The following is a 12,697-nucleotide window of genomic DNA, read 5'->3' on the forward strand; positions in this document are numbered from 1 at the left end:
GACCGCCCGGATGGCCCGGACCGCCCGGACTGCCCGGAAGAAGGAGCAGCTGCGCATCGCGCTCGTCTCGGAGCACGCCAGTCCGCTGGCGGCGCTGGGCGGCGCGGATGCGGGCGGCCAGAACGTCCATGTGGCGCGGCTGGCCGAGACGCTGGCGGCGCAGGGGCACCGGGTGACCGTCTACACCCGCCGCGACTCCCCCGACCTGCCCGAGCGGCTGCCGCTGCGGCACGGTGTGGACGTCCACCATGTGCCGGCGGGCCCGCCGCGCCCCGTACCGAAGGACGAACTGCTGCCCTACATGGGGATTTTCGGCACCTTCCTGTCGTCGCAGTGGGCTGCCGAGCGGCCCGACCTGGTGCACTCGCACTTCTGGATGTCCGGGCTGGCCACGCTGCAGGCGGCGCAGGGCGGCCCGGATGGTGGCCTGCCGTTCCTGCACACGTACCACGCGCTGGGCACCGTCAAGAGGCGGCACCAGGGCGACGCGGACACCAGCCCCGGCGAACGCATCCCCTGCGAGACGGCGATCGGCACCTGCTGCGACCGGATCATCGCCACCTGCCGGGACGAAGTGGCGGAGCTGGCCGCGATGCGGGTGGGTGCCGAGCACGTCTCCGTAGTCCCGTGCGGCGTCGACCCGGAGGTGTTCACCCCGACAGGCCCGCAGTGGCAACGCCCCGCGCACCGCCCGCTGCTGGCACACATCGGACGGCTGGTGCCGCGCAAGGGCGCCGCGCTGTCCATCGCCGCGCTCAGCCGCATACCCGAGGCCGAACTGGTCATCGCCGGCGGCCCGAAGGGCGCGGAGTTGACCCGCGACCCGGAGGCCCGGCGGCTGCGCGAGCTGGCCCGCGAACTGGGCGTCGCCGACCGGGTGCACCTGACGGGCGGGCTGAACCGGGACGAGGTACCGCGGCTGATGCGCGCGGCGGACGCCGTGCTGTGCCCCGCCGACTACGAGCCGTTCGGCATCGTCCCCCTGGAGGCGATGAGCTGCGGCACGCCCGTGGTGGCAACCGCTGTCGGCGGCCAGTGCGACACCGTCGCACACCGCGGCACCGGGCTGCTGGTGCCGCCCCGTGACCCGGAGGCGCTGGCGCAGGCCGTACGGACGCTGCTGGCGATGCCCGCGCGGGGCAGGGCGTACGGCGCCGCCGGGCGGCGGCGGGTGCTGTCCCGGTACAGCTGGGCGCGCGTGGTGGCGCAGACCGAGGACGTCTACCGGCGCGTTCTGGACGCCCGCGCGGCGCGGGCCGCCGCACAGCCGACTGCCGTGCCGGTGATACCGGCCGTCCCCTGAGGAGCCCCGAGATGCTTTCTGCCGATCCCGCACACGCACACTGCCAGGCACTCGAACAGGCCGTGGCCGCCTTCCGGGAACAGCGCACGGCCCAAGTGACCGCCTGGGGCGAGCGGCTGGCCGAGGCACTGCGCGCCGGCGGACGGCTGCTGGCCGCGGGCAACGGCGGCAGCGCGGCACAGGCCCAGCATCTGACCGCCGAACTCGTCGGCCGCTACCAGGGCGAACGCAGACCGTACTCCGCCATCGCGCTGCACGCCGACACCTCCACCGTCACCGCCATCGGCAACGACTACGGCTTCGCCGATCTGTACGCCCGCCAGGTGGCCGCACACGGACGCCCCGGGGACGTACTGCTGTTGCTGTCCACGTCGGGCCGCAGCGAGAACCTGCTGAACGCCGCGATGGCGGGCCGTGAGGCGGGGTTGCGGGTGTGGGCACTGACCGGGCCGGCGCCCAATCCGCTGGCCGCCGCGGCCGACGCGGCGCTGTGCGTGGTCGCCGACACGACGGCGACCGTACAGGAGGTGCATTTGGTGGCCGTGCATCTGCTGTGCGAGGCGTTCGACGCCGCGCAGCAGCCCGCCGAGAACCTGCTCTCAGCTGTGGAGGCCCCGTAACGCGTGCCCGGGAACGCGTTATGGGGCAGCAGGGGAACGCGCCCCGTAAGGGGCGCGGGGAACTGCGCGAGCAACCACAACGAACGGGCAGCCCGCGGACAACGGACAGGGGCACCGCCCAGGACGACAGAAGGAAGCACCAATGCCACGCAACCGCCCGCTCGTCGTCGTCGGCGACACGCTGCTGGACACCGACGTCGAGGGCCAGGCCGACCGGCTGGCCCCGGACGCGCCGGCGCCGGTACTGGACGTGTCCGAGGAGCACAACCGGCCCGGCGGGGCCGGGCTCGCCGCGACGCTCGCCGGGACCTTCCCGCCGGACGCGGCGGACCATCCTGAGATCGTCCTGGTCACCGCGCTGGGCCGGAGCAGGTCCGACCAGACGGTGCGGGATCTGCTGTCGCCGCGGGTGCGGCTGCTGGAGCTGCCGCTGCGCGGGAGCGTGCCCGTCAAGACGCGGCTGTGCGCGGACGGCCGGCCGCTGCTGCGGGTGGATCGCGGCGGCGGCACGGTCGGCGCTGTCACCGACGAGGTGCGTACGGCGCTCGCCGGGGCGCACACGGTGCTCGTCTCCGACTACGGGCGCGGGGTCGCGGCCCGGTTGCGGGCCGAACTCGCCGTGCTGGCCGGGCAGACCCAGGTGGTGTGGGACCCTCACCCGCGCGGTGAGCCGCCCGTCCCCGGTGCCCGCCTGGTGACGCCGAACGCGGCGGAGGCGATGGTGCTGTGCTCCGGTGAGTACCCGGACACCGACGGCGACGGGCTGCACGGGCACGGGTGGCGCGGCGCCTCCCTCGCCTCCGTGTGGCGCAGCGCAGCGGTCGCGGTGACGCTGGGCCGGCGCGGCGCGGTGCTGGCCCGGCCCGGGGACGAGGCGCCGCTGTACTTCCCCGCGCTCCAGGAGGCCGACGGCGACCCGTGCGGCGCCGGTGACTGCTTCGCGGCGACCGCCGCGCGGGCCCTGGCCGACGGGGGGCTGCCGGAGGAGGCCACCCATGAGGCGGTACGGCAGTCCGGCGCCTTCGTGGCCGCCGGCGGGGTACGCAACCCCGCGCTGTGGGGCGGAGTGCCCAGTCCGCCGCCGCCCGCGCCGCCGGTCTCCAAGACGGACGACGCGCGTGCCCTGGCCGCCGCCGTACGGGCCCGCGGTGGCACGGTCGTGGCCACCGGCGGCTGCTTCGACCTGCTGCACGCGGGACACGTCGGCATGTTGCAGAACGCGCGCCGCACCGGCGACTGTCTCATCGTCTGCCTCAACTCGGATGTGTCGGTGCGCAGGCTCAAGGGCGAGGGCCGGCCGATCACCCCCGAGGCCGACCGGATCTCGGTGCTGGCCGGGCTCGACTGCGTCGACGCGATCGCCGTCTTCGACGAGAACACTCCCGAACGCCTGCTGCGGGAGCTGCGTCCGCATGTGTGGGTCAAGGGCGGCGACTACGGGACGGAGCGGCTCCCCGAGGCCGCCACCCTGGAGGAATGGGGCGGACGCGTCCTGCTCCTCCCGTACCTGGACGGCCGCTCGACCACGGCCCTGGCCCGCCGTGCCGCCGGCCACCACGGCACGGTGCGGTCCTCCGGCATGGACGGTCCGAACGAACTGGACGGCCTGGGTGGTCTGGGTGGTCTGGGTGGTCTGGAGCAGTCCTCATGAGTCCCCGCCCGGCGGGTGACCCGCCGCCGGGCAGCGGTGCCCGGCGTGGCCGGGGCCAGCCCGGTGGGGCGTGGCCGGGGCGGCCCGGGGGTGAACCGGAGCGGCCGGGCCCGCTGATCCTGCGGGAGGGGGCGGGCAGCGACCGGGACCGGCCGCGCGCCCTGCTGCTTCGTGCCCTGGGGCTGGGGGACCTGCTGACCGCCGTCCCGGCCCTGCGCGCGCTGCGCCGCGCGCTCCCCCGGCACGAGTTGGTGCTGGCGGCCCCGTGGTGGCTGGCCGACGCGGTGCGCGCTGTCGATGCCGTCGATGTCCTGCTGCCCGCCGGGGCGCCCGACCGCGAGGTCCCGGTTCGGGTGCCGTGGCCGTGGTCCCCGCCCGACCTCGCCGTCGATCTGCACGGCAACGGCCCGGCGAGCCGCGCGGTCCTCGCCCGGCTCACCCCGCGGCGGCTGCTGGCGTACGCGGACGGGTCGGCGCCCCGCTGGCGGCCCGACGAGCACGAACGGGAGCGCTGGTGCCGCCTGTTGACCTGGTACGGCATCCCCGCCGACCCGGACGATCTGCTGCTGCGGCGGCCTGCCGCCGCGTCGCCGGCACCCGGAGCCGTGGTGCTCCATCCGGGCGCCGATGCCGGGGCGCGCTGCTGGCCGCCCGAGCGGTTCGCCGCTGTCGCACGGGAGTTGCGGGCGCGCGGCGAGGAGGTGGTGATCACGTCCGGGCCCGGCGAAGGCGAGCTCGCCGCCGGCATCGCAGAGCAGGCCGGGTTGCCGCCCGCGGCTGTGCTGGGCACGCCTGCGGGGCTGCCGTTCGGCACGCTGGCCCCGCTGGTGGCTCAGGCGCGCGTGGTGGTGGTCGGCGACACGGGAGTGGCCCACTTGGCCTCGGCCCTCGCAGCGCCGTCGGTCGCGCTGTTCGGGCCCGTTTCCCCTGCTCTGTGGGGGCCGCCCGCGCGTGCGCGGCATCGCAGACTGTGGCGGCCGTACCCCGGTGACGGGGTACGCGCCGGCGACCCGCACGGGGCGGAGCCGGATCCGCGGCTGCTGCGAATCACGCCGGAGGAGGTCGTGGAGGCGTGCGCGGCGCTGGGAGATCCACCCTCGCTTCAGGACGCGGATTGCGCCGCGCCCGCGCTCCCCCACGGGGCAGCGCCGTGACGTACCGGCGCGCGCTGCTCACCGGGTGGTTCAGCTTTGTGGAGGGGGAGGTCACGGCCGGGGACGTGCTGGCGTTGCGGCGCGCCGAGGAGGTGGTGCGGGAGGCGGGGGTGGCGTACGACGTGGCGTGGAGCCCCGGATTCCGGCCGGGGGAGCTGTCGTTGGAGACCGTACGGCCTGACGCGTACGACCTGCTGCTGTTCGTCTGCGGGCCGTGCAGCGGACCGCAGACGGCGGCGCTGCACGAGCGCTTCGCGCACTGCCGCCGCGTCGCCGTCGGCGTCTCCGTGGTCGACCCCGAGGACCCGGCCGTGCGGGGGTTCCACGAGGTGATCGCCCGGGACGGCGGCGCCGCCCTCCCCCAGTTGTCGCCGGGAGGTGCCCCCGGCCCGTCGCCCGACCTGTCGGCGGGCACCAGGCCACCGCACCTGCTGCCGCCCGTGGTGGCGACCGTCCTCACGACGGGGCAGCACGAGTACGCGGGCCGTCGGCGGCACGAGGAGTCGGCCCGTCACATCACCGACTGGCTGGGCGGACAGGACTGTGCACGGCTGGAGTTGGAGACGCGGCTGGACACCCGCGACTGGCGACTGTGCGGCACCCCGGAGCAACTGGACGCCGTGCTGGCCCGCGTCGATCTGGTGGTGACCAACCGGCTGCACGGCATGGTGCTGGCGCTGCGGTCGGGCGTACCCGCCGTCGCCGTCGATCCGGTGGCCGGGGGCGCCAAGGTCAGCGCGCAGGCGCGGGCGCTCGGCTGGCCCGCGCTGATCCCCGCCGAGCGGCTGGACGACGCGGCGCTGGCGCACTGGTGGGAGTGGGCACGCGGGGAGGGCCGGAGCCGCGCCGCCGCGTACACCGGCACGCCGCAGCCCGAGCCGCTCGCCGCTGCCCTGCGCGATTCCCTTGTGCGGAGCGAGGAGAGCGCCGATCACACCATTCGCCCCGTTTGACACTTCTTGCAGGGATGAGAACCTGTTCGGAGGAGGTGTGGCCGGCGTTACGAGGCCGCGCCCGCCATGCTCCCCCGAGCTCTTCGAGCAGGGATACCCCCAGGGGAGGCCGGGGCCGAAGGGAGTCGCATCATGACCGCCGAACTGCACGGCAAGAGGGTTGCCCTCCTCGCCACCGACGGCGTGGAACGCGTCGAACTGGAACAGCCGCGCGGCGCCTTGCACGGCGCCGGGGCGCATACCGAGGTGGTCTCGCTGCACACCGGGGAGATCAACGCCCGCCAGATGGACATCGACCCGGCAGGCACCTTCTCGGTGGACAGGACGGTCGCCGACGCGTCCGCCGACGACTACGACGCGCTGGTGCTGCCCGGCGGCGCGATGAACCCCGACCAGCTGCGGACGGACCCTGACGCGGTCGGCTTCGCCCGGGAGTTCATGCGTGCGGGCAAGCCTGTGGCGGCCATCTGCCACGGACCCTGGACCCTGGCGGAGGCGGACGTGATCCGCGGCCGCCGTCTCACCTCGTGGCCCAGCATCCGCACCGACCTGCGCAACGCGGGAGCCGAGGTGGTCGAGGAGGAGGTCGTCATCGACGGCAACCTCATCACCAGCCGCGGCCCCGACGACCTCCCGGCCTTCTGCGCCGCCCTTGTTGAACAGATCGCCAAAGAGAGGGCCCCCCAGCCAGCTTGACCCGCCTTCGCAGGGGGACGCGCCCCGTAAGGGGCGCGGGGAATTGCGCGCCCAGCCATGGGGGTACCTCCCTGCTCGAAGAGCTTGGGGGAGCACCCGCAGCCTGCAAGCGGCCAGGCAGGGGCAACCCCTCAGCCGGCGCACGGGAGAGGCGAAGCAAGTCCGCCGGGCAAGCCCTACGCGGGACTGAAGTCGGCCGGCGAAGCATGCCGCAGCCGAGTGCGCATGTACGCGGGGAAGCGCGGCGCCGGAACAGTGAGGACCGGGCACGAGGCCCGGGCAAGGACAAGGCGCCGCGTACGGCCGTAGCGGAAAAGACCGCGCCGCGGCACTCGCGTGCCGATGACCAGGCGATCGTCCCCACGATCCGCCGTCCTGCACAGCGCACGCCAGGGCCGGTCCCGGACCAGCCGCCGTTCGACGGCGACGACTCCAGGCGGATCGCCCCCGAACGCCTCCTCGAACGCGCGGTCCAGCCGCGCCCTGGCCTCCCGGCGCCAGTTCTCCGCCCACACCCGGTCGGGCCGCAGCATGTACCCCGCCTCGCCCTCCGGCGGTTCCCAGGCGAGCACCGCCAGCAGCGGGCGCCCGCTGGTCCGCGCTTCACGCGCCGCTGCCCGCAGCGCAGCCAGACTGGCGAGGGATCCACTTACACCGACGATCAGCCGCCCCTCATGGGCTGCGTCATCGTTCCCGCCCGGCGTCGCCCCTCTTCCTCCGGTGGCGCCACCACTGCCTCTCATCGCTCCCCCTTCCACAGGTTCCACTTCGGCGCGGTCCGCCCAATGACCGCTGTGAAAGGAAGTTTGGCGCCGATTGGACTGCTGTGACAGAGCCAATGCGCGGCAATTGGCCCGTGGATCATGGCCTTCTCAGGCCACCGGGGCATCGATCGGCGCGGCGGCCGTACTTGACCTATCCTCGCCGTCAGCTGCGCGTGCGGCGGGTGTCGGTGATGTCCTGGCGGAGCCGCCCGGCTTGACGTACGACCGCGCTTGCGTACCCGGCATGGGGAGATGCGCCCCGTCAGGGGCGCGGGAACTGCTCCCCCTGGGGGTGCCTCCCGGCCGGAGGCTGGGGGACTTCGGCCGGGAGGTGCCCCCACCAACCAAACGGCACCCGCAGCCCGCAAGCGACGGGCAGGGGCACCCCCTCAGCGGAATTCCGTCAGCGCGCGAGCGGCCAGCACCAGCGCAGCCTCCTCAGCGGGCGGAAAGCCCAGCCGGTTGAAGGTCATATGGACATGGTGCAGCAGCAGTTCGGCGCGGGGGACGGGGACGTGGGAGGCTGCGCAGTGGTCCAGGGACGCGGCCACCACTTCCGCGTGGGCTGCCAGCCTGCCGCGCACGCGGTCCTGCGGCCACGATGCAGCCCGTACCCCGGAAGCCAGGGTGCGCAGCCGGTCCCGCATTTCGTCCGCCGGAAGGGCCATCCGCAGCCGGGCCACCCAGCGGCGCCGGTGCGCCGTCCAGAACGCGTCACGCTCCCCGGGCGCCAGACAGGACGCCACCAGTATGCCGGTGAGATCCACGGCAGCCGCGGCCCGCTCGTAGGCGGCTGGGAGCGTCACCAGTCGGGTCTCGGCCAGCATCGCGCAGCAGTCGGTGAATACGTCCTCGGCCGACCGGATGCCCACCGCGCCGCCGTACTTGGCCAGTTCGGGCGCGTAGGGGGCAGGGCTCACCCCGGTGGGCTGGTGCCGGGGAGCCATGGTGGGCTCGGGGGGCAGCAGACCGCCGCCGGGCTCGTCCGGCTGCTCGGGCAGGGCCGACATCAGCGCGCGCAGCTCCGGGACGCAGGCGTGCAGCACGTCGGCCTGTTCGGGGGTGCAGCGGATGCGCAGCCGCAGATGGTGGCCGGTCGCGTCCCAGTAGCGCAGGAAGTGCCAGGCGGGCGCTTCCAGTTCGGCCGCCCATGCCGCCAGCCACGGCAGCGCTGCACCGACTCCCGCGTCCATGCGTGCTGGTCCGCCGGGATAGGCCCGTACGTACCACCAGTCCGTTGCCGCGTCAGGGGCCGCGTCGGGGACCGCGTCAGGGACCGCATCGGGGGCGGCGATCACCGGTTCTCCTTCCCGTGGGTACCGGTCTCGGTGTCGGCCCAGTGCAGCAGTACGGCGTGCTCGGCGGCGCGCCGTTCGCCGTCCGCGTCGCGCAGCGGGTGCTGGTCGTGTGCGGGCAGCGCCTCGACCAGCCGTACGTGGCCGGTCCCGGGGGTGATCCAGTGGGCCAGGACGTCCAGCGAGACGGCAGAGTCGAGCCGGATCCACAGGGGTTTCCGGTCGTGGTCCGGGCTCATCCCGCCCGCGGCGGCGGGCAGCAGATAGGCGAACAGTTCGCGCGGCATGCCGTGCGCACGGCGGAACGCGTCCGCCGCCGCGACGGCCTCGGCGTCGCTGCCGGACTCCGGGGAGGGAAGCGGGAGCCGGTCCACCGGAACGATCCACGAAGCCCGCCGGGTCACCACGCGGCCCTCGTCGCCCAGCGTCTGTCTGTCCAGTGCGAGCACCCGTCCGGGGTCGCGGGGCAGTTGGAAGGACATGCGGTAGTCCGCCAGCGGCGAGCCGTTGACCCATGGGTCGGACAACACGGCGAGGAACCGGGCGAACTTGGGGAACAGGTGCGTGGGCACCAGCCCGGTGTAGGCGGCGGCCAGCGGCAGCCCGTCCGGCGCCAGCAGCGTGAGGGTGTCCTGGTGCGGGTCGTGTACCAGGCGGGTCGCGCTCAGCGCGAGGGCGCCGGGCGCCTCCAGCTCCCCGGGGAGGGTGAGCGGGGGCAGCAGACCGGCGGACTGGGCCTGCGCGGTGCTGCACTCGGTCCACAGCACCAGCTCGTGGTGGTGCGCGGCATCCGGCCAGCAGCGGCGTACATGGGTGCGGAGCGCGTCCGCGAAACCGTCGCCCAGCAGCCCTTTGAAGCGGGTGAGCAGGCCGCCCGTACCGGGATTGAACTGGTTGACGACCATGCGGGGGCCGTCCGCTGCCTGCACATGCTGGAAGAGCACGGCAGCCGAGGGAGGCGCACTGCTCGGGCCGACCGGGAGCCAGGCCCGCTCCCCCGGGTCCTCTCGCGCGGCGAGGTCGAGCTGCACGGCCCGCTCCAGCTCCGGGTCGCGGTCGGCCTCGGCGCCGCAGCGCATGGCGAAACCGAGCACGTCGTCGCAGCTGCCGCCCCTCCCGTACACGGCGACGAACCGGCGCACCAACTCGTCGTACAGGTGCGAGCGGAACAGCCGGGGGCGGATACGGGCGCCGAGGCGGCGCAGGTCGGCTGCCGTCTCCTCGTCCTCCAGCACGGGTGGCAGCCGCAGTTCGGTGACGGCGTCCTCGTACCAGACCTCGGTGGGCTCGAACCGGTCCCAACCCGCGGCCCGCGCCCATTCCTGCCCCAGCTCCCGGACGCGCGCGACGGCACCGGCACGCTGCCGGGGGCCGTCCGGTCCTGCGCCGACGGGTGCCGCCAGCCGCTCCCGCTCGGTGGCCAGGTCGCGCAACTGCCGTACGGCTGAAGGGGCTTCGCCATCTTCGCCCCTCGCGCCCTCCGTCAGCGCCAGCAACACCGACACCGCGTCCTCGCCGCGCCGCCACGGAGCGACGGGGGCCAGGACACCGCTGTCGAGCAGGCGTAGGAAGCGGCGGAACGGGTCCGCGCCGCCCAGTGCGCGCAGCGCCGCCTCGTGGGACAGCGTGCCGTCGTCCTCGTCGCAGGCCGCGGCCAGTGTGCGGGCCCACCCGGCCGCCGGGCCCGCCTCCACCACATGGTCGATCCGCCACGTGACGCCGCCGGTGGCGACGTACTCGGGGTAGAGCATGAGCTCCCCTGTCACAGACGAGGGGCGGTAGCGCAGCAGCGGCGCCGTATGCGGCGAGCGGGCGAGGGCGTAGAGCGCGGTGAAGGCAACGGTGGCAGACACCTGTTGCACCGCGTGGCCGTCGTGCGAGCGACCGGGTACGCCGACCGTGGTCAGCCGGGCGAAGGGGCTGGTTTTGGCGGCGGCGCGGACGGTGTACGAGTACAGCGTCCGCATGGCGCGCTGCCGTTTGCGGGTCTTGTGGTGCTTGCCGGCGCTGCCGTAGCGCACCCAGTCGGGGGTGGCCAGGGCGAGGGAGTGCGCGAAGGCCGGGTCTTCCAGCGCCGCGGTCAGGGTGTCCTCCGCGGCGGCGCGATCCCGTGCGACCTCCTTGTCCAGCTCCGCGGCCACCGCCTGCGCGGCGGCGGTCAGCTCCTGCCAGCGGTGCAGCGCGGCGCGCGCTCCCTCGTCGGCATACTCCGCGATCCGTGCCCCGGTCCGCTCGTCCCAGCCCGGCGGCGCAGCACGGTGCGCGGCGCGGCGGGCCGCCAGGACGGCACGGCGCAGTTCGCGCGCGTCGTCCAGCAGCGGTACGAGGGCGAAGAGGACGTCCTCCACCCGGGGCCGCAGCTCCTCCAGCGCGCTGCTCAGCTCGGCGTGCCGGTCCAGGAGTTCGGCGGTGCGGGCGCCCGGCCGCGGGCAGCAGGCGGCGGGCAGCCCGGCGACGCGGGTCAGCTCGGGGATGCCCAGCTGGACGGGGGTGTGCGGCACCGTGGCTGTCACCGGCCCCACATCCCCTGGACGTTGCCGTACGAGAACGCCGTACCGACCACCGCCACGTACGCCAGCACCAGCACGTACAGCGTGCACAGTGCCCCGTAGGCCAGGTGCAGCCTGCGCGCGGCGGGTGTCATGGCGGCCAGGTGGGAGGGCAGCGGGCGGCGCAGGAGTGTGTGTTTGAGCAGCCCGAAGGCGCGGCCACGGGCGTCGACGGTGCCCATGCCGGCCTCCAGCGCGGCGTAACCGTCGCTGGGCAGCAGCGGGTTGAGGTTGGTGATGACGCTGAAGACCTGGAAGAGCAGCATCGTCGCGGCGACGGTCGCCACGGTGCCGTCCGCCATGGTGGCGACCAGCGCGGTGACCCCGGCGACCCAGCCGTCGTTGACGGGACCGGCCAGTGCGAGGACGACTCTGCTGCTGCGGGAGCGCAGCCGGTAGGCGTCCGTACGGTCGACGTACGCCAGCGGCATGAAGTAGAAGAGCAGCGCGAACCCGAAGCCCCGTACGGGCACCTTAAGGAACTGCGCGACCATCGCGTGCGCCGCCTCGTGAAGCACGATCTGGCAGAGGAAGAGGACGAGCGCGATCAGCGTCGTCCAGTGTGCGAGCTTCGGATCGGCGGAGGGCCCCGCCAGCACCGCCCACACGGCGAGGACGGTGCCCAGCACGCCGCCTGCGATGTGGCCGCCCGCCAGCGCGCCGCCGGGCACCTTGCGCAGCACGGCCGCGAGGGGTTCCAGCAGCCGGGGCAGCAGCGTGCGGCTGACGACGAAGCGCGGCATCATCTGGTTGCGCTTGCCGCGCCGCCCCGCGTTCTTGGCCCGCTGCGGGGTGGGCGAGCCGTCCAGCAGGCCGCTGTCGTAGAGGTTCTTCACGAAACGGTCCAGCTCGCTGCGGGCCGCCTCGGGGGTCTTGGTGCCGCGCGCCGCCATCAGGCCGGCGATGTCGTCGAGCGACTGGGATCCGTCGAGCCGCTGCACGAGGCCGACGGCCGAGCGGCTGAGCCGGTGGTAGATACCGGATGACGCGTCGTACAGCAGCGGGTGGTCGTCCATCCCGCGGATGACTTCGAGTCCCTCGCGGAGCTTCGGTCGGGTAAGGGTCTCCATGAACAACTCCCTGGTGGCGGTCCGGTGCGCGGGCCACGTCGTAGCCTGAGCGTGCTCGCGGGTCGCATCCGCGAGCACCCGGTTCCGGGGCGCTTCGCCCGCTCCGGAACCGGGGTCTCACCTCACGGCGCGGTCCGGTGTTCGTGTGTCACCAGGCCGCTGGGCGGAACAGTGCTCGTTCCGTCCGTCAGCCTCCGTTGGAGGAGAGGCAGCCGAACGTTCCCGCGCTTCCGACCGGGCAGCTGCCGCAGGCAGCTGTGCCGGCGCAGGCGTAGGTGGTGAAAGGGCTGTTCGACTCGGGCAGGGCCTCAACTTCGAGGTCCTCGGCCCACAGTTCGAGATCGATCGTGCTGTCCATATGTTGTCTCCTTTCCGAGAGACTCACTGTGGTACGGCGCTCTTACTGATCAGCCCATGCTGGAGCCGGTCGATGCGGTACCAGCCGTGCTGCCGGGGCAGGATGCGGAACCCGCACAACCGAAAGTGCCCCAAGTGCCCAGCGCGGTGCCCTCGCTCAGTTCCTCGACCGCCAGGTCGTCGTCGAACTCTTCGACGAACAGGTCGAGGTCGTCACTGTGCTGCATGTCTCATCTCCTTTCTCGCGTATCGACTGCCGGGTGCTCCCGACCGCGTCAGGAGTCG

Annotated in this window: 12 protein-coding genes; 6 read left to right on the forward strand and 6 right to left on the reverse strand. The window is 74.0% G+C overall.

From position 1 onward, the window contains the following. Positions 1–10 precede the first annotated feature (10 nt). From ACTWQF_RS15100 to ACTWQF_RS15125, 6 genes are all read left to right on the forward strand, one after another. A complete protein-coding gene (locus tag ACTWQF_RS15100; protein ID WP_443280163.1) occupies positions 11–1,303 on the forward strand; it encodes a glycosyltransferase in 1,293 nt (430 codons plus the stop codon). An 11-nt stretch (positions 1,304–1,314) separates the two neighbouring features. After that, positions 1,315–1,923: a D-sedoheptulose-7-phosphate isomerase gene (locus ACTWQF_RS15105; protein WP_443279895.1), complete on the forward strand. Its 609-nt coding sequence runs from the start codon at positions 1,315–1,317 to the stop codon at positions 1,921–1,923. Between the two features lie 142 nt (positions 1,924–2,065). Beyond that, entirely contained in the window at positions 2,066–3,574 is a 1,509-nt protein-coding gene (rfaE2, locus tag ACTWQF_RS15110; protein WP_443279896.1) for a D-glycero-beta-D-manno-heptose 1-phosphate adenylyltransferase, read from the forward strand. After that, on the forward strand, positions 3,571–4,728 hold the full coding sequence (locus ACTWQF_RS15115; RefSeq protein WP_443279897.1) for a glycosyltransferase family 9 protein: 1,158 nt from the start codon (positions 3,571–3,573) through the stop codon (positions 4,726–4,728). Before rfaE2 ends, ACTWQF_RS15115 begins: the two co-directional genes overlap by 4 nt. Beyond that, on the forward strand, positions 4,725–5,681 hold the full coding sequence (locus tag ACTWQF_RS15120) for a polysaccharide pyruvyl transferase family protein (RefSeq protein WP_443279898.1): 957 nt from the start codon (positions 4,725–4,727) through the stop codon (positions 5,679–5,681). Before ACTWQF_RS15115 ends, ACTWQF_RS15120 begins: the two co-directional genes overlap by 4 nt. Positions 5,682–5,813: 132 nt before the next feature. Then, the gene (locus ACTWQF_RS15125; RefSeq protein ID WP_443279899.1) at positions 5,814–6,377 is read left to right on the forward strand and encodes a type 1 glutamine amidotransferase domain-containing protein; all 564 of its coding nucleotides are present in this window, start codon (positions 5,814–5,816) and stop codon (positions 6,375–6,377) included. A gap of 176 nt (positions 6,378–6,553) precedes the next feature. On the opposite strand, the gene ACTWQF_RS15130 is transcribed toward ACTWQF_RS15125, so the two are convergent. From ACTWQF_RS15130 to ACTWQF_RS15155, 6 genes are all read right to left on the reverse strand, one after another. After that, entirely contained in the window at positions 6,554–7,120 is a 567-nt protein-coding gene (locus tag ACTWQF_RS15130; RefSeq protein WP_443279900.1) for a universal stress protein, read from the reverse strand. Positions 7,121–7,530: 410 nt separating this feature from the next. Beyond that, positions 7,531–8,439, reverse strand: coding sequence for a lantibiotic dehydratase C-terminal domain-containing protein (locus ACTWQF_RS15135; RefSeq protein WP_443279901.1), 909 nt, complete (start codon positions 8,437–8,439; stop codon positions 7,531–7,533). Beyond that, on the reverse strand, positions 8,436–10,949 hold the full coding sequence (locus ACTWQF_RS15140; protein ID WP_443279902.1) for a hypothetical protein: 2,514 nt from the start codon (positions 10,947–10,949) through the stop codon (positions 8,436–8,438). Before ACTWQF_RS15140 ends, ACTWQF_RS15135 begins: the two co-directional genes overlap by 4 nt. After that, positions 10,946–12,055, reverse strand: coding sequence for a PqqD family peptide modification chaperone (locus ACTWQF_RS15145; protein ID WP_443279903.1), 1,110 nt, complete (start codon positions 12,053–12,055; stop codon positions 10,946–10,948). The genes ACTWQF_RS15140 and ACTWQF_RS15145 overlap by 4 nt, the downstream gene beginning before the upstream one ends. Before the next feature lie 187 nt (positions 12,056–12,242). Further along, entirely contained in the window at positions 12,243–12,413 is a 171-nt protein-coding gene (locus ACTWQF_RS15150) for a thiocillin family RiPP (RefSeq protein ID WP_443279904.1), read from the reverse strand. A 49-nt stretch (positions 12,414–12,462) separates the two neighbouring features. Next, the gene (locus tag ACTWQF_RS15155; RefSeq protein ID WP_443279905.1) at positions 12,463–12,639 is read right to left on the reverse strand and encodes a thiocillin family RiPP; all 177 of its coding nucleotides are present in this window, start codon (positions 12,637–12,639) and stop codon (positions 12,463–12,465) included. Positions 12,640–12,697: the final 58 nt, after the last annotated feature.

This window comes from Streptomyces sp. 8N114 (assembly GCF_052245835.1).
In the GTDB taxonomy this organism is placed as follows: Bacteria; Actinomycetota; Actinomycetes; order Streptomycetales; family Streptomycetaceae; genus Streptomyces.